Annotated in this window: 13 protein-coding genes; 7 read left to right on the forward strand and 6 right to left on the reverse strand. The window is 74.2% G+C overall.

The window, feature by feature from the left end:
- The first annotated feature begins 152 nt into the window (after window positions 1-152).
- The gene (locus QUG98_RS10325; RefSeq protein ID WP_289470443.1) at window positions 153-1,427 is read left to right on the forward strand and encodes a lipopolysaccharide biosynthesis protein; all 1,275 of its coding nucleotides are present in this window, start codon (window positions 153-155) and stop codon (window positions 1,425-1,427) included.
- On the opposite strand, the gene QUG98_RS10330 is transcribed toward QUG98_RS10325, so the two are convergent.
- The 4 genes from QUG98_RS10330 to QUG98_RS10345 form a co-directional block, all read right to left on the reverse strand.
- Complete coding sequence (locus QUG98_RS10330; RefSeq protein WP_289470444.1) at window positions 1,397-2,416, reverse strand: glycosyltransferase family 2 protein; 1,020 nt, start codon at window positions 2,414-2,416, stop codon at window positions 1,397-1,399. The two genes, QUG98_RS10325 and QUG98_RS10330, sit on opposite strands and share 31 nt — an antisense overlap.
- Window positions 2,413-2,850 carry a DUF2304 domain-containing protein gene (locus QUG98_RS10335; protein WP_289470445.1) on the reverse strand — a complete coding sequence of 146 codons (438 nt, stop codon included), beginning with the start codon at window positions 2,848-2,850 and terminating at the stop codon, window positions 2,413-2,415. The genes QUG98_RS10330 and QUG98_RS10335 overlap by 4 nt, the downstream gene beginning before the upstream one ends.
- Entirely contained in the window at window positions 2,847-3,584 is a 738-nt protein-coding gene (locus tag QUG98_RS10340) for a glycosyltransferase family 2 protein (RefSeq protein WP_289470446.1), read from the reverse strand. Before QUG98_RS10340 ends, QUG98_RS10335 begins: the two co-directional genes overlap by 4 nt.
- Window positions 3,585-3,691: 107 nt before the next feature.
- Window positions 3,692-4,999 (reverse strand): exopolysaccharide production protein, encoded by a 1,308-nt coding sequence (locus QUG98_RS10345; RefSeq protein ID WP_289470447.1) that lies wholly within the window; start codon window positions 4,997-4,999, stop codon window positions 3,692-3,694.
- Window positions 5,000-5,092: 93 nt separating this feature from the next.
- Between QUG98_RS10345 and QUG98_RS10350 the strand changes: the two genes are divergently transcribed.
- On the forward strand, window positions 5,093-6,550 hold the full coding sequence (locus QUG98_RS10350) for a hypothetical protein (protein ID WP_289470448.1): 1,458 nt from the start codon (window positions 5,093-5,095) through the stop codon (window positions 6,548-6,550).
- A 46-nt stretch (window positions 6,551-6,596) separates the two neighbouring features.
- Here QUG98_RS10350 and QUG98_RS10355 read toward each other — a convergent pair whose 3' ends face one another.
- Together QUG98_RS10355 and QUG98_RS10360 are read right to left on the reverse strand one after the other, a co-directional pair.
- The gene (locus tag QUG98_RS10355; protein WP_289470449.1) at window positions 6,597-7,976 is read right to left on the reverse strand and encodes an O-antigen ligase family protein; all 1,380 of its coding nucleotides are present in this window, start codon (window positions 7,974-7,976) and stop codon (window positions 6,597-6,599) included.
- A gap of 20 nt (window positions 7,977-7,996) precedes the next feature.
- Window positions 7,997-10,090 (reverse strand): acyltransferase family protein, encoded by a 2,094-nt coding sequence (locus tag QUG98_RS10360; protein WP_289470450.1) that lies wholly within the window; start codon window positions 10,088-10,090, stop codon window positions 7,997-7,999.
- 108 nt (window positions 10,091-10,198) lie between these two features.
- On the opposite strand from QUG98_RS10360, the gene manA reads away from it, so the two are divergent.
- From manA to QUG98_RS10385, 5 genes are all read left to right on the forward strand, one after another.
- Window positions 10,199-11,407, forward strand: coding sequence for a mannose-6-phosphate isomerase, class I (manA, locus tag QUG98_RS10365; protein ID WP_289470451.1), 1,209 nt, complete (start codon window positions 10,199-10,201; stop codon window positions 11,405-11,407).
- A gap of 54 nt (window positions 11,408-11,461) precedes the next feature.
- Entirely contained in the window at window positions 11,462-12,424 is a 963-nt protein-coding gene (gene galE / locus QUG98_RS10370; protein ID WP_289470452.1) for a UDP-glucose 4-epimerase GalE, read from the forward strand.
- 190 nt (window positions 12,425-12,614) lie between these two features.
- On the forward strand, window positions 12,615-12,953 hold the full coding sequence (locus QUG98_RS10375) for a WhiB family transcriptional regulator (protein ID WP_434533434.1): 339 nt from the start codon (window positions 12,615-12,617) through the stop codon (window positions 12,951-12,953).
- 143 nt (window positions 12,954-13,096) lie between these two features.
- Window positions 13,097-15,976, forward strand: a complete 2,880-nt coding sequence (locus QUG98_RS10380; protein WP_289470455.1) for a glycosyltransferase — start codon at window positions 13,097-13,099, stop codon at window positions 15,974-15,976.
- Window positions 15,973-17,376 carry a DUF5719 family protein gene (locus QUG98_RS10385; protein WP_289470456.1) on the forward strand — a complete coding sequence of 468 codons (1,404 nt, stop codon included), beginning with the start codon at window positions 15,973-15,975 and terminating at the stop codon, window positions 17,374-17,376. The genes QUG98_RS10380 and QUG98_RS10385 overlap by 4 nt, the downstream gene beginning before the upstream one ends.
- The last annotated feature ends 9 nt before the right edge of the window (window positions 17,377-17,385 follow it).

The raw sequence follows: 17,385 nt of genomic DNA on the forward strand, positions 1-17,385 counted from the left end.
GGCGGCCCGCGCGCCCGGGCGAGCCCACAGAACAATAGCAGCGCGGTGCCCGCGAGGAGGGGGCGCAGCGCCGTCCCGAGGAGGGCCGCGGTGTCGCATCGTGTATCGTTCCCACGCCCCCCGCCCCCGACCACTGACGAGGCCGACGACCGATGACCACGGTGTCCCCAGCGCCCCAGAGCACCAGCACCCTGGCCCGGTCGGCCGCCTGGTCGACGAGCGGCATCGTCGCGCAGGGCGTCGCTCGCCTGGCGTACACGGTCGTGATCGGTCGGTCCCTGGGCTCGGCGGACCTGGGGCACGTCAGCGCGGTCCTGTCGTTGTCGATCTTCCTCGCGCTCGTGTGGCCGACGGCCGCCGGCAACGCCGCGAGTCGGTACATCGCGTTCGCGGTGGCCCGCGGTCAGGACGACCGTGCCGTCGTCCGACTGCTCACCCGGACCTGGGCGCTGTCGGTCGTCGTGCTCGGTGCGGCCGCCGTCCCCGTCGCCTGGGGCTGGACGCACGACGGCGTCCTCGCTGCGACCGCGGCGTGGACCGTCGCCGGCTACGGCGCCTACGCCTACGCCCGCACCGGAGCACTCGGGCGGGGTCGCGCGCGTCGGGTCGGGCTCGCCGACCTCGGGACCGGGCTGCTGTCCCTCGCCGGGCTGGTCGGGGTGCTCGCCGTCGGAGCGGACTCCTGGGTGCTCGTGCCGATCTCGGTCGGCTACACCGTGTTCGCCGTCGTCTGCTGGCCGAGGGGCGTCACCGGGCCGACCGAGCTGCCGCGTGCCGGCGTGCTGTCCTTCACGGCCTGGAACGTCCTGGCGGGCCTGGCCACCAACGGCCTGCTCCAGCTGGCCATGATCAGTGCCGAGGTCTTCGCGGCACCGGCGCAGGTCGGGGTGTACGCCGCCGCCTTCACCATCGCGACCCCTGCCTCCATGGTGGGGCAGGCGGTCAGCCAGATCATCGTGCCGGCGTTCGCACACGAGGCCGGCAACGGGTCGCTCCGCGACCGGCGACGGCTCGCCGTCTTCCTGGTCTTCACCGGAGGCTGCGTCGTGGTCTTCGGCGCGATCGCGGCCCTGGCCGGGTTCGTGATGCCGCTGTTCTACCCGGAGCAGGGCGTCGCTGCGGCGCCGGTGCTGCGCGGGCTGCTCATCGGGGTGTTCGTCTTCACCATCGCCCTCGTACCGGCCGCGTTCCTGCTCGCCGCCGGACGGTCGGGCGAGGTCGCCCTGGCGTCGCTGAGCGGTCTCGTGGTCGGCGTGGTCGTGATCCTCGTCGCGGCCCCGAGCGCGCCGCTGACCGCGGGCACGACGGGGTTCGTCGTCGGCTCGGTCGTGAGCCTCGCCGCCCTCGTCGTCGTCGGACTCGGCACCGGTCGGACGGGCCGTGGGAGGCCCGACCGTCAGACGAAGCGGCGGGCGACCGTCCAGTAGGCCCGCATCACGGCCTGCAGGACACCGGCGCCCCGAGGCAGCGGGAACACCTGCTGGTCGAGCGTCGCGGTGAGCAGGCGCGCCATGTGGCGGTCGTCGACGACCGCAGCGGCCTCGACGCGGGCACGCCGTTCTGCGATCCACGCCTGGTTGTCGCGGATCCACCGGCGGGCCTCACGGTGCTGGGGCGCCCATCCCTGGGCGCGCGCGACCAGCCCCATGGCCAGGTCGATCGCCCACGCCGGAAGCGCGGTCGCGGCCCGCAGCCGTCGGCCGTACAGGGTCGACAGGAAGATCCGGCGGTTCCGCTCGAGCAGGAACATCTTGCGGGCGTTGCGGCTGAACTCGTAGTGGTGCAGGACGACCGCGTCGGGCACGAAGACGACGCGGAGGCCGAGCTGCCACGTGCGCCAGCTGAGGTCGACGTCCTCGTGGTAGGCGAAGTACGTGTCCTCGAAGCCGCCGAGTCGCTCCCAGAGCTCACGGCGCAGGACCAGCCCGGCGCCGGAGGCCGAGGCGACGTCCTGTTCGGTCGCGTGGGCCGTTGCCGGTTCGCCGTGAGCGCCGGCCCAGCTCAGGCCGACGACGTGGACCGGGTTGCCGGCGGAGTTCATCGTGTCCGGTCGGTCGGCGAGCCGGATGCTGCCGCTGGCGATGCCGACGTCGGGTCGAGCGGCGACCTCGACGAGGGTGGCGAGGGCGTCCGGGTGGACCTCGGCGTCGGAGTTGACGAGGCCGAGGTAGGTGGTCCGGACACCGGCAGCACCGAGGTTGACACCGCCGGCGAACCCGAGGTTCTCCGCCGGGGTCACGACCCGGAGGCGCGGATCCGCGGGCAGCGTGCGCACGGCGTCCGACGTGCACCCGTTGTCGACGAGCACGACGGAGACGTCGACGTCCTCGGAGTCGAGGACCGAACGGACGGCGGCGTGCAGGACCGGCTCGTCACCGTACGCCAGCATGACGACGGTGACGTCCCGAGCGGTCATCCGCGGCGGTCCTGGTCCGGCATGCCGGCCGCGTCGACCCGGAGGTCGGGGTCACCGGTCAGGCGCGCGCCCGTCGCACTGCCACTTGGACGCTCGAGCCGGTCGATGCGCTCCTCGAGCAGGGCGCCGTGCTCGGCGAGCACGCGGGTCTTCTCCTCGAGCACGGTGAGCTCGGCGCTCTGCGACACCGAGACCATGAACAGCAGGACGATGCAGACGAAGAACCCGAGGTTCGTCGGCACCGAGAAGCCGAGCGCTGCCGCGGTGCCCTCGAGCAGGCCCGGGAAGACCGCGACGACCAGCGCGACCGCGCCGGCGACGATCCACCACAGGGCGTGGCGCTCGCGCAGCCGTCGGCGACGGAGCAGCTCGAAGACAGCGAGCAGCACGAGGCACGCGACGACGATGCCGAAGACGTACGTGACGACGTTCACGAGCCGGGGACCTCCGAGGTGCGCAGGGCGAGCCGGGGACGCCAGAGGGCGATCACGAGCGCCATCGCGGCCCGGCCCAGGTAGATCATGGCCTTGAACGGGGCGTGCGACGGGACACCGCCGGCGCGCACCCGCATGGCGACGGGTATCTGTTCGATGGAGCAGCCCGCACGGGCTGCGAGGACGAGCGACTCCACCGTGTCGCCGAGGTACTCGGCCGGGTAGTGCGCCGCGAAGAGCGTCAGTGCACGGGGGCCGGCGCCGCGGAAGCCCGACGTGGTGTCGGTCAGCTTGGTCCGGGCGATGCGGGACACGACCGACGCGAGCACCACCATCGCCCAGCGGCGGGGACCGCGGGTCTCGTAGTCGCCGACCCCGGCGAACCGGGCGCCGATCACGACGTCGTTGCGCTGCAGGGCATCGAGGATCTGCGGGACACCGGAGGGGTCGTGCTGCCCGTCCGAGTCGACCTGCACCGCGTACCGGAAGCCGTTGGCGACCGCGTACTTGAAGCCCGCGCGCATGGCACCGCCGACGCCGAGGTTGAACGGCAGGTCGAGCACGGTCGCGCCCGCGGCCCGTGCCACGGCGGCCGTGTCGTCCGCCGAACCGTCGTTCACGACGAGCACGGTGACCCCCGGGAGGGCGGTCTGGACCTCGCGCACGACGTCGCCGACCACCGCGCTCTCGTTGAACGCGGGCATGACGATGAGTGTCTGCTCGAGCATGGACATGCCGTCGATGCTACCAACGGGCGACCACTGCTCAGACTCGTCCGGCGTGCCCGGCGTGCCCGGCGTGCCCGGCATGCCCGGCGACCCGTGGCGCCGCGGGGTCGCCGTCAGGTCTGGTCGCGCGGTAGGTGCCGCCGCCACGAGCGCCGACGGGCGGCCACGACGATCACGGTGGCGAACACCATCAGACCTGCGCCGTGCAGCAGGTAGCTCTCCGCGGTGCTCGTCACCGCGAGGAGCACGAGGATCGCGGCCGGCCACACGTAGGCGACACCGGGGAAGGTCGTCGCGGTCACCCAGGCGCGGGCGAACGCCAGGCCGCCCGCGACCGCGAGCAGGAGCGCGCCCGCGAGCCCGACCTGCAGGTAGGCGTCGACGAAGGCGGAGAGGCCGGAGGTGAACCGTGCTCCCGACGGGTCGACGAGGGTGGTGAACGGGAAGACGTCCTCCGTCGGCCAGGCGCCGACCCAGCCACGCCCCTGCATCGGGTCCTGTTCGCCGAGCAGTCGGATCTGCGACCAGAGACCGAGCCGTGTCGCGGTCCCGCCGGCGGCACCGATCTCGGCGAGGACCCGGTGCCGGAACAGCACGGCCAGCACGGCCATGCCCAGCACCGCGCCGCCGAGCACGGTGTTGACGACGGGCCGGGTCGTCGGTGCGGCGTGCCGCAGCGCCCAGAGGGCCAGGGCGGTCACGGCCAGTGCGATCATCGCGATCCCGGTGATGGGGGACTGCACGAGCATGAGCGCGATCACGGCGAGGGCGGTGGAGGCGACGGCCCGCCAGGTCGTCACCGAGCGGGTGAGGAACTCGACCACGAACGTGACCAGGGCGGTCGCGGCCACGAAGCCCATGAAGTTGCGGTTGCCGCCGATCCCCTGGATGGGTCCGCCGTAGGCGATGTCGCCCCGGATGCCGAACGCGGGGATCGGGACGTCGAGCACGAGCCCGGAGAGCACCTCGAGACCGAGCGCCACGACGAGCAGGATGCGGAAGGCGTCACCGGCGGCGCGGATCACCTGCACGAGGTCGCGGCCGAGCGCCAGGTAGAGCCCGAGTCCGACGAAGCAGACCGTCTCGACCACGCCGCGCAGCGCGTACCAGGAGTACTCGCTCCACACCACGCTCAGGGCGCAGAAGCCGACGAAGGCGAGCAGCGAGAGGGGCAGGACCCCGTGCCACTCGATCCGGTAGCGCTGCCCGAGCAGACTGAGCCCGGCGAGCACCACGAGGGTGACGAGCACGGCCCAGGTGCCGGCGGCGCCGACCATCGCGTGGACGGCGGGCTCGCCGAAGGCGAAGAGCAGGATCGCCGTCGCGAGCGCCTGGCTGAAGCGACCGCCCGCCGAGAAGCCGATCCACGCCGACAGGTAGCGCCGAGCGAGCGCTCGCCTGCTCAGCCCGTGGTCCGTCACGCGTCCATCCTCTCGCACCGTGCCGGGAGACTTCGACGTATCGCGGAGCGTCGATATCGCAGACCGCGATGGTCCGGCTAGGTTCGGCCGTCGATGGAGCGCCGAGCCGACCCGCCACCGTCGTCCCGTTCGGGGCACCGGGGCGCGGCACGACGTGCCCACCGGCCCCTCGGCCCGGCGTCGGCGGAAGCGATCGTCGCGCTCGTCGTGCTCGTCGGAGCGGTCGCGACGGCGTGGTGGCGGCTCGGCGCCGTCGCGCGGGGGACCGCCTGGGCCGAGGACGGCGGGCTGTTCCTGCGCGAGCGCATCGCGCACGGCGTCGACGGGACGCTCCTGCGTCCCTACGGCGGCTACCTGCACCTCGTCCCACGTCTGGTCGTCGACCTCGCCGTGCACCGTCCGATCGAGCAGTACGCGCTGACCGTGTCGGCGGCCTCGTGCGTGGTCGTGGGCGTCGTCGCCGCGGCCGTGTTCGTGCTGTCCCGCGACGTCCTCCCGGGCCGCACGATGCGGCTGCTGCTCGCCGCCGTGCCGGTCGTCCTCCCGCTGGCCCCGGTCGAGATCGCCGGCAACGCCGCGAACCTGCACTGGTACGCGCTCGTCCTCGTCCCCTGGCTGTTCGCGTACCGAGCGCGGTCCTGGTGGAGCGCTGCGGTCGTCGCGGTGCTCGCCCTGGCGGCGACGCTCACCGAGCTGCAGGCCGTCGTCTTCCTGCCGCTCCTCGCGCTGGCGTGGTGGCCGGCGCCCCGGGGTGCGCCCGGTCGAGCGGACGGTACCGGCCGCTCGGACGGAGCGGCGGTGCGGCTCCGTGCCCTCCCGGTGACGCTCGCGGCGATCGGCGGTGGCGCGGCCCAGGTGGTGACGGCCCTGACGACCGAGCGCGCGTCGGAACGTGGGTACCCGGCCCCGTCCGACGTCGTCGCCGGCTACCTGCTGCAGCCGGTCGCCGGTCTCTGGGACCGGCGGGTTGCACCGGTGGGCGCAGCGGTCGCCGAACACGGCCCGTGGGTGCTGGTGGGGCCGGCGCTCGCGGTCCTCGCGCTGCTCGTCGTCGCCCTCGTCGTCGCGCCGTGGCGCGCCCGCGTGCTCCTCGTGGCGCTCGCCGGCGGGTCCGTGGTGGTGTGGACGGCCGCGCTGCTCGCCAACGCCCCGGCGGACGGCCGGTGGAGCACGCTCGACGCCGTCGGGCTCGCCGCCGTGGGTCCGAGCCGCTACGCAGCCGCCGCCGGCATGCTCCTGCTGTCCGCGGTGGTCCTGTCCGCCGCCCTGCTGGTCGACAGCGGCGCGGGGCGGGTGCGCCGGACCCGGACGGGAGGCGCGGCACCCGTCCTCCGGTCGGCCCTCGGCTGGTGCGTGGTCGCGCTGGTGGTCGCGACGAGCGTCACGAACGCCGCCCCGGGCGCGTCGACGCGGAGCGACGGTCCGGAGTGGGCACCGCAGGTGCGGGACGCGGAGCCGTCGTGCCGGGCCGACCCGTTGCGGGTGCTCGAGGTGCGGACGGCACCGTGGTCGGCCCAGGTGCCCTGCGCCCTGGTCCTGCGGGACCGCTGACCCGGGTGGGGCGTCCGAGCACGGTGTCCGGGCGCGGAGCCGACGGTCAGTCCGCCGTCGCGCCCCGGAACGTCCGGACGGCGACCGGGATGCGCGGTCCGTCGCCCGTCGATGCGGGCTCCTCGCCGACGAGCACCACACGCGACTTGATCGCGAGCACCGCGAAGAGGACCCAGTTGCCCTGGTAGAGCAGGCGGGACTCGGCGACCGCCTGCACGAGCAGCGCCACGACGACCAGGAGCGGGAAGAGCGAGACCGGGTCGAAGCCGCGGGGACGCAGGTCGGGGCCGTACGGCGTCCGGGTCGCGCACCACCAGGAGCGCACGAGCGTCGACACGACGTACAGGGCGAAGAGGACCAGCCCGACGATCCCGGTCTGCATGAGCACGTCGAGGGCGGCGTCGTGTGCCTGCAGGTAGGTCACGCCGTTCCGGTGGGCGATGTCCGCGAGCGCGGGGATGTTCGGCCACCAGTAGCCGATCCAGCCCCACCCGAGGACCGGGTGCTGGTCGACGAGCCCGAGCACCGCCGACCAGATGTCACCGCGGCCGGTCAGGTCGGGCGACTTGCCGAGGAGTCTCGTCAGCGTGCCGCGAGCCAGGACGCCGACGACGGCGACCACGACCGCGACGACCGCGACCGTCAGGTAGCGGGGAGCGCGCTGTCCGCTCGGCACGCGCCGGACCAGGACCGCGACCGCCGCTGCGAGGACCACCACGACAGCGGCGACGAGGACGGTCGACGACCGGGTGAGCGCGAGCACGAGGACGCCCACCGCGAGCCAGGTGACGGCGCGGCCGCGGTGCATCCGCCCCTCGGCGAGTTGTACGGCGACCGCGACGAGCGCGAGCAGGGCGACCATCGCGAGCAGGTTCGCGTTGCCCGGGAGCCCCTGGATCCGACCACCGGTGAACAGCTCTGCGCGCGAGAAGTAGAAGGCGTCCGGGATCTTCCGGTCGCCGTAGTCGGTCCAGATCGGCGCGATCGGGTGCCGGACGACGACGGCCACGACCGCCTCGAAGAGCAGCGACAGCCCGAGCACCCAGCGCATCGCGGCCGACACGGCGTCGAGCAGGCGCCGCCAGGTGAGCGTCGACGCGATCGCGAACGCGACGAGCACGCAGAGCAGCTGGGCGACCATGCTGGCCAGGGTCGCGGCACGCCAGTGCGACCAGGCGACGCTGAGCAGGCACCAGCCGAGGAACAACCAGAGCGACCGCGGCGTGCGGGTGAGCGGCGGACGGGCGCGGACCACGACCGCGATGCCCCAGCCTGCGAGGGCGGCCCACACCGCGGCGGCGCCGTACCAGGTGATCGTGTTCGGCACGGCATCGCCGGCGAACAGCACGCCGACGACCGCGGTGGCGAGGGCGAACGCCTCACGCTCGGGCACGGTCCCGCGGGCGAGCGGCCAGGTGTTCGTCACGGCGACCAGGCTACCGCCGGTCAGCGTCCGAGCGAGTCGAGCGCGCGTGCGAGGTCCGCGCCGAGGTACGGCGCGAGCGTGGTGGCGAAGGTCGCGGTCAGGTGGGTCGGGTCACGGTGGACGAGCACGCCGCCGACCACGGCCGGGCAGCTCGTCGCGGTGCAGTACCAGTCCGTCAGGTCGACGAAGCGCGCGCGGTCCCCGAGTTCCCGGACCGCCTGCTCGGAACCGTCGAAGGAGGCCAGGGCCTCGCTGCGCGGGACGTCGCACGCCGTCGTCGTCGGGCCGGACATCCGACCGAGGCAGGTCATCACGTCGTCCCGGGCGACCGGGTTGTCGCGGATCGCGATCACCGGCACACCGACGTCGGTGGCCGACCGCCACGCGCCGACGAGTCCGTCGACGGTGGCCTGCTCGACCGAGGTCCCGGCCGGCGGGACGACCGGGGACTTCGTCGTCGCGTGGGTGACGACGACGGCATCCAGGTCCGGGTGCGCCGCGATCCAGGTCGTCGCCGACTGCTTCCACGCGTTGCAGGAGTCGGTGTACGCCTGCGACGGGGCCTCCTGCACGGCGGTCGTCAGGTAGCAGCCGATGTGCCCGGCGACGTCGATGCGCCAGTTCCGTTGCTCCGCGATCGCCGCGTAGGCGCTCAGCAATGCGTTGTTGTGCGAGTCGCCGATCGCCGCGATGTGCTTCGACCACCCGGTCCGCGGCCCGACCGTGCAGACGTTGAACGCGGCGGTCGTGTTCGACCAGCACGCGTCCCGGTTGACGTCGTCCTCCGCCGCGGCGGCCGGTGTCGGCACCCGGACGTCGGCGAGCCGTGGATCCGCGCACGGGTCTGCCGAGCCGATGCGCGCGGCCGCTCCGAAGCAGGGGACGTCGCCGCGCTCGAGCGAGCGCTGGAACGCCGCTGCCTGCGCCTGCTGGACCTGCAGCGCCCCGAGCGTCGACCCACCGAGGGCGACGACCAAGAGGGTGCTGACCGCGCCCCACACGGCGACCCTGCGGGGCCGGAGCGACCGGAAGCGGGCGGAGAAGCGGAGTGGTTCCTCGACCAGCAGTGTCGTGACCGTCGCGAGGAGGGCGGTGCCGAGCAGGACGAGCAGCTCGTCGCGCGTGCCCAGGGGGTGCCCGGTCGCGATCGGCAGCAGGACGACCCCCGGCCAGTGCCAGAGGTAGACGGCGTAGGAGATCCGCCCGACGAAGGCCACCGGGGCGAGCCGACCGACGGCCTGCAGTCCGCTCCGGGCGCCGAGCAGCACGACGAGGGCCGCCCCCGCGACCGGCAGCAGCGCCGCGGTGCCGGGGAACGGGGTCGCCGGGGAGATGACGACGAGCGAGGCGACCAGCAGGGCGGCACCCAGCCACGCGCCTCCCGTCCGGATCCACCGGGTCGCGGGACGGACGCGGGACGACAGGACGACCGTCGACGCGACGCCGCCCAGGGCGAACTCCCACGCACGCGTGGCCGTGGAGAAGTAGGCGATGCCGGGCGCCGAGCGTGTCTCGACGACGCTCCAGACGAGCGAGACGACGACCACCGCGCCGAGCAGCACCCGAGCGGTCCGCACGGGCGTCCACCACCGAGCGCGCCGGAGCAGGACCGCCAGGGCGACGAGCAGCACGGGGAGCGCGATGTAGAACTGCTCCTCCACCGAGAGCGACCAGAAGTGCTGGAACGGCGACGGCTGGTTGTCCGACGCCAGGTAGTCGACCGAGTCCGACGCCAGCTGCCAGTTCTGCACGTACAGCGTCGAGGCGATGAGCTCGCGACCGTACTGTCCCCACAGGGTGCTCGGGACGAGCACGAGGACCGCGGCACCGGTCGCGAGCAGGGTGAGCGAGGCGCCGGGCAGGAGCCGCTTCGCGCGCCGCGCCCAGAAGCGGCCGAGCGCGATCCGCCCGGTCGTCGCCTGCTCGCGCAGCAGGTGCCCGGTGATGAGGAAGCCGGAGATGACGAAGAACACGTCCACCCCGACGAACCCGCCCGGCAGCCGGTTCGGCCAGAGGTGGTAGACGACGACCGCCAGGACGGCGAAGGCGCGGAGCCCCTGCACGTCCCACCGGGTGGCGTCGGACCGGCGCGGGCGCCTGGGCAGCTCGGACATCGCGACGAGTCTACGTACCGCGGATCGTGCGTCCCGCCCCTCGACGGTCGCCGCCGGTGCCGCCGCGGCCCGCACGGGACGGTCGGTGCGGGCCGGTACGCTCGGCCCATGTTCCTCGGCATCACGAACACCCCGCGCGACTACGCCTGGGGCTCGGTCACCGCGATCCCCGAACTGCTCGGCCGCACCGTCACCGGCGCGCCCCAGGCGGAGCTCTGGCTCGGTGCGCACGCGGGCAGCCCGAGCGTGGTCGTCAACCCGGCGATGGTGGGCGGCGCCGACACCCTGCGTGACTGGATCGAGGCCGAGCCGGAGGCCGCCCTCGGGCCGGACCGCTCCGGGCTGCCCTTCCTGCTCAAGCTCCTGGCGGCGGCGGCGCCCCTGTCGCTGCAGGCGCACCCGACCCCGGAGCAGGCCCGCGAGGGCTTCGAGCGCGAAGAAGCGGCGGGCATCCGGCTCGACGACCCCGCGCGGAACTACAAGGACCCGTTCCCGAAGCCCGAGCTCGTCGTCGCGCTGAGCGACCGCTTCGAGGCGCTCAGCGGCTTCCGCCCCGTCGCCGACACCGTGGCCGAGGTCGAGGCGCTCGACGCCGGGAGCGGACGGCTCGGCCCGCTCCGGGCGCACCTGGCGCAGGGGCTCGAGGACACCGTGCGCTGGCTGGAGACCGCCGACGCCTCGGCGCTCGCCGTGGTGCAGGCGGCGTCCGACCTCGCGGCCGCGGTGGCGGTGGACGACCGGACCCCCAACGTGCAGACCGTCGTCGACCTGGCCGTCGCGTACCCGGGCGACCCCGGCGTGGTCGTGTCGCTGCTCATGCACCGCGTCACGCTCCGGACCGGTGAGGCGATGTACCTGCCCGCGGGCAACGTGCACGCCTACCTCGACGGGCTCGGCATCGAGCTCATGGCGCCCTCGGACAACGTGCTCCGGGGCGGCCTGACCGCGAAGCACGTCGACGTCCCCGAACTGCTGCGGGTCCTCGACTTCACCGCGTACCCGGCCCCGGTCCTCCTGCCGGAGCACCTCGACCAGGGCGTCGACCGGTTCGCCCCGGAGGGCGTCGGCTTCGCCCTCGTCCGCGTGACCGGTGACGGCCGCCCGGTCGGTCTCGGCACGGGCGGCGTCGCCCCGCTGCACGGCCCGAGCATCGCGGTCTGCACGACGGGAGCGGTGACCCTGGTCGGTGCGCACTCCGCGACCCTGCTGCGCCAGGGGGAGTCCTGCTACGTGACGCCGGACGAGGGTGACGTGACGGTCGAGGCCGACGCCGCGACGGGGCTGACGTCGACGGTCTTCATCGCGACGGGTGCGTGAACACGCAGCTCCCTGCGCCCCGGCGCGCCGCTACGGTCCGCTAGCGTGACGAGCATGAGTTGGCTGGTCACCGGCGGTGCCGGGTACATCGGGTCCCACGTCGTCCGCGCCCTGCGCGCCGCAGGGATCGACACCGTCGCGTTCGACGACCTGTCGAGCGGGTTCCGCGGGTTCGTGCCCGAGGACGTGCCCTTCGTCGAGGGCACGATCCTGGACGGTGAGCTGCTCGCGGCGACCCTGCGCGAGCACGCGGTGACCGGCGTCGTGCACGTCGCCGGCTTCAAGTACGCCGGGGTCTCGGTCGAGCGCCCGCTGCACACGTACGAGCAGAACGTCACCGGCACCGCGACCCTGCTCCGGGCCATGGCGGAGAACGGCGTCACGAAGGCGGTCTTCTCGTCGAGCGCGGCCGTGTACGGCACGCCGGACGTCGACGTCGTGGTCGAGGACACCCCGAAGGCGCCGGAGTCGCCCTACGGCGAGTCGAAGCTCATCGGCGAGTGGCTGCTCCGCGACATGGAGGTCGCCGCCGGATTCGCCACCACCTCGCTCCGCTACTTCAACGTCGTCGGGTCGGGGGAGCCGGACCTCTACGACGCGAGCCCGCACAACCTGTTCCCGCTCGTGTTCGACGCGCTGCTGGCCGGTCGGGTGCCGCGGATCAACGGCGACGACTACGACACCCCGGACGGCACCTGCGTCCGCGACTACATCCACGTCGCCGACCTCGCGCACTCGCACGCCGTCGCGGCGCGGAAGCTCGAGGCGGGGGAGCAGCTCGACCGCGCCTACAACCTCGGCAGCGGTGACGGCGTCAGCGTCCGCCAGATCATGGACGCCATGGCGTCGGGCACGGGCATCGCGTTCGAGCCCGAGGTCGCCCCGCGTCGTCCCGGCGACCCGGCACGCATCGTCGCGACCGGCGAGGCCGCGGCGCGCGACCTCGAGTGGGCGATGCGGCACTCGCTCGACGAGATGGTCACCAGCGCGTGGGAGGCCCGTCGCCGCGTCGGCTGACGCTCCGAGCCGGCGGTCCGCGGTCGCACCGTGTCCCCCGATCGGCCGACAGACGGCCTGCGACACGCCCGTACGGGGGACATGACCCGCCGCATCGGGCAGCACCTCCTATGATCCGCGACTTGACGGAACGGAATCACACCGCTGTAATTACAGGCAGCGGCTTCGGTCGTTGCAGGCCGTCGTCGACATGTCAGGGGTGATCAGGGTGAACGGTTCCGACTTCCACGCCGGCGTGCCGGAGGACTGGCACGTCGATCCCGTGTCGCTCGGCGTCCCCGGCGTCCGTCGGCCCGACGGCGACGAGGAGAACCCGCTGTCGTGGCAGGTCGACTCGCTCTGCGCGCAGACCGACCCCGAGGCGTTCTTCCCCGAGAAGGGCGGCTCGACCCGCGAGGCCAAGAAGATCTGCGGCTCGTGCGAGGTCCGGTCGCAGTGCCTCGAGTACGCGCTCGAGAACGACGAGCGCTTCGGCATCTGGGGCGGGCTCTCCGAGCGCGAGCGCCGCAAGCTCCGCCGCCGCGCCTAGCGTCCACCGCACCACCGGGCCACCCGGTCGGGAGGCGCGCCGCGCGCCCGGTCTGCACCGCGCGTTGATCGCTCGCACAGGTTCACGGCGCGCCGCTCCCGGAGACGGGAGGCGCGCCTCCAGACCGTAGAGTGACGCGCGTCATGCAGCCCAGTCCCGCGCAGCCCCGGTCCGCCCAGCCCCGCGTCACCGCGGTCCTCGTGACCGCGAACGGCGGCGAGCACCTCGACCGGACCCTGGACGCCCTCGTCGCCCAGACCCGGCACCCCGACAACCTGGTCGTCGTCGACGTCGGGTCCACCGACGGGTCGACCGCCGAGCTCGCCCTGGGCGGGTCCGCCGGCCTCGTGCGCCTGCCCGCCGGCCGCCCCTTCGGCGAGGCCGTCGCCGCGGGCGAGCGCGAGGCGCCGACCGCCGAGGTCGGCGACGGCACCGGGGCGGCGCCCGATGAGTGGCTCTGGCTGCTCGGACACGACAACGCACCGGCGCCGACCGCGCTCGCCGAGATGCTCTCCGCGGTCGAGATCGCGCCCTCCGTCGTGGTCGCCGGGCCGAAGCTCGTGGACACGGACGACCCGTCCCGCATCCGCGCCTTCGGCGAGAGCACGACGCGCGGCGGCCGCTCGCTCGGCCTGGTGCAGGACGAGCTCGACCAGGGCCAGCACGACCGGCACACCGACGTGATGGGTGTGTCCGCGGCCGGCATGCTCGTGCGTCGGTCGGTGTGGCGCGAGCTGCGCGGCTTCGACCCGGCGCTGCCCGACGTCGACGCCGCGCTCGACCTCTGCATCCGTGCGCGCCTGGCCGGGCACCGCGTCGCCGTCGTGCCCGAGGCCCGCGTGACGAGTGCCGGCCCGATCGAGGAGTTCGGTCGCAAGCGGGTCTCCGAGGCACGCCGTGTGCGCCTGCACCGCCAGGCCGAGCTGCACCGCCGGCTCACCTACGCGCCCGCCGGACTCCTGTGGCTGCACTGGCTCCTGCTCGTGCCGACGGCCGTGGTGCGCGCCCTCGGCCACCTCGTCGCCAAGCACCCTGCAGCGGTGACGGGTGAGCTCGCCGCCGCCCTCGCCGTGGCCTTCGGCGGCGGTGTCCGCCGCGCGCGGGCGAACGCTGCACGGACGCGACGCGTCGGCTGGGCCGCGATCGAGCCGCTGCGCGTCAGCTGGCGCCGGGTGCACGAGCACCGCACCACGTCACGCGACGTCGAGCTCGCCCGAGTCGAGGACGCTCCGATCGCCAGGGCGTCGTTCCTGGGGGACGGCGGCGTGTGGGTCGTGCTGGCCGCCGCCGTGCTCAGCGTCGTCACGCTGTACCCGCTGCTCGGCAGCCCGGCGGTCACCGGCGGCGGTCTCCTGCCGCTGAGCACCTCCGTCGGGCGGCTGTGGCAGAACGTCGGCTACGGCTGGCACTCGATCGGCACCGGCTCCACCGGACCGAGCGACCCGTTCGCGGCCGTGCTCGCCGTGCTGGGGTCGATCACCGCCTGGTCGCCGTCGACGTCGGTGGTGGTCGTGCTCCTGCTCGCGTTCCCGCTGTCGGCGCTCGGCGCGTGGTTCGTGGTCCGCAAGGTCACCACCCGCACCTGGGTCCCCGTCGTCGGCGCCGCGCTGTACACGATCGCCCCGACCCTCGTCGGTGCCGTCACGACCGGCCACCTCGGCGCCGTCATCGCCCACCTGCTGCTCCCGTGGCTCGTGCTCGCGGTGCTCGAGGCGCACCGCTCGTGGGCGTGGGCGTCGGGCGCGTCGCTGCTCTTCGCGGTCGTCGCGGCCTCGGCTCCGTCGCTGCTGCCGGTGCTCCTGGTCGGGTGGTTCGTCTCCCTCGTCGTCGGCTGGCGGCGCGCGCACCGTCGGGTGTTCATCCCGGTGCCGGCCGCCGTGCTCTTCCTCCCGCTCGTCCTGGCGCAGGTCGCCCGGGGGAACCCCCTCGCCGTGTTCGCCGACCCGGGCGTCCCGTCGGCCACGCGCGCTCCGTCGGCGCTGCAGCTCGCGATCGGGCAGCCGCTGCCCGACTGGAGCGGGTGGCTCCCCGCGACCTCCCCCCTCGGACTCGCGGCGACGGTGCTGCCGGTCGCGATGGCCGTGCTCGCGCTGCCGGTCGTCCTGCTGGCGGTCGGGGCACTCCTCGGGCACCGCTGGGCCGTCGCCGGCGCGGCGCTCCTGCTGGCGCTCCTCGGCTACGCGACCGCCTTCGGCGCCACGCACCTCACCGTCACCGGGGTCGGGTCGACCTCGACGATCGCCTGGCCCGGCAGCGCGCTCTCCGCGATGGCGCTCGGCATCGTGCTCGCGGCGTCGATCGGCATCGACGTCCTCCCGCGGACCGCCCCGGTCGCCGGGCTCGTCGCCGCGGTGTTCGCCGGGGTCGCGGTCGCGCCGGCCTTCGCCGCGTCCACCCTCGGCGACACCCTCCTGCAGCCCACCACGGGCCGGGTCCTGAGCGCCTACGTGAACGCGGAGGCGCAGGCCAACCCGGACGTCGGCACGCTCGTGGTCGTGCCGCAGACCGACGGCTCGCTCGCGGCGTCGCTCGAGCGCGGGCAGGGCTCGACGCTCGACGACCAGACGACCCTCGACTCCACCGCGCTCCGCCTCAGCCGGTCGGGCGCGCAGCTGGCCACCCTGGCCGGCAACCTCGCCAGCCGCAGCGGATACGACCCCGAGCCGGCGCTGCGCGAGCTCGGCATCTCGTTCGTGCTGCTCGACGACGGCCCGAGCGCCGACGCCGCGCAGCAGGTCCACGACCGGGCCGCCGGGGCGATCGGGCAGGACGCCCGCTTCACGAGCATCGGCCAGACCACGTCCGGCCGGCTCTTCCACTACGAGGGCGACGTCGACCGGGTGTCCACCGGCTCCGCCGCGACGCAGGCGACGCACGTGCTCTACCTCGTCGTGCTCGGCGTGGTCTTCGGCGTGGCGGCCCTGCTCGCCGTGCCCACCGCACCGCGCCGACGCCGCGCGACCTCGAACGTCATCGAGGCCGAGGAACCCGCCACCACCTTCGACGAGGAGCGCGACGAATGAGCACCGAGCACCGGTCCGTCCGACGGTGGGTCGTCCGCGGGACCGCCACCGCGGTCGCCGTGGTCGTGGCCGCCGGCGCCGTGACCGCCGCACACGCCATCGGGACCGAGAGCACCCCGGTGCGCCCGGCCGGTCGGCTCGTGACACCCGTCCCCGCAGACGCAGAGCGCGTGTGCGCCGGCAGCGCGCTGCGGTTGTCCGACGAGTCCGGCAACGACGCGACGACGGCGAGCACCGTCGGGTCGTCGCAGGTCGCGACGGGCACCACCGGCAGCACCGTCGACCTGTCGACGCTCGAACCGTCCACCACCGGTGGCAGCGACCCGCAGCTCCTCACCGCGCCCGCGGGTGACCGCACGCCGCAGGTGGCCGGCAGCACGTCGCAGAGCGTCTCCTCGGGCGACCTCGTCGGCTTCGGTGCGGCGTCCTGCGACGACCCGGGCCAGTCGACGTGGCTGGTCGGCGGCTCGACCGAGACCGGACGGACGAGCCTGGTCACGCTGTCGAACCCGACCGACGTCAACGCGACGGTGGACCTCGACGTCTTCGATGCCTCCGGCACCGTGCAGGCGCCCGGGACGACGGGCATCGTGGTCGCGCCGAACACGCAGAAGGTCGTGCCGCTGTCCGGCTTCGTCTCGGACCAGGGCTCGACGGTGGTGCACGTGACCTCGTCCGGCGGGCAGATCGTCGCCCACATGCAGGAGAGCATCGTGCGGACGCTGACCCCCGGCGGGTACGACGTCGTGTCCGGCGGCGCCGCACCCTCGCGGACGCAGGTGATCCCGGCGGTCGTGCTGCGCGGTGCCGAGGAGGCGCAGCGCGGCGACGACACCGAGGACGCCGCTCCGGTGCTCCGCCTGTTCGTGCCCGGCGACCGCGCGGCGCGGGTGACCGTCGGGATCACGACCGCGGACGGCGGCGGGTCGACCGTCAACGCGACGGCCGAGCCGGGGGTCGTCACGGACGTCGCTCTCGACGACTTCCCGGACGGGCGGTACTCGTTCACGGTGACGTCGACCGAACCGCTCGTCGCCGGTGCCCGCACCACGAAGCCGACCGACGACGGCCGGAGCGACCTCGGCTGGTTCGCGTCCGCGGAACCGCTCGGCGACCGGGTCGTCACGGCGGTCGCGCCGGGCGGCGGTGCGCGGATGAACCTGGTCAACCCGACCCGGACGGACGCGACCGTCACGATCACGTCCGGGGACCGCGAGCAGGAGGTCGAGGTGGCCTCCGGCAGCACGGCGACCGTGCAGGTGCCGGTGTCGACGCAGCTCGTGCTGACGGGCGCCGAGGGACTCGTCGCGGGCGTCAGCTACGACGCGGACGACGGCATCGGCGGGTTCCCCGTCCGACCGGCGACCGAGGTGTCCACGCCGCTGCGCGTCTACCCCTGACGCTGGATC

Source organism: Curtobacterium subtropicum (assembly GCF_030362975.1).
Taxonomy (GTDB): Bacteria; Actinomycetota; Actinomycetes; order Actinomycetales; family Microbacteriaceae; genus Curtobacterium; species Curtobacterium subtropicum.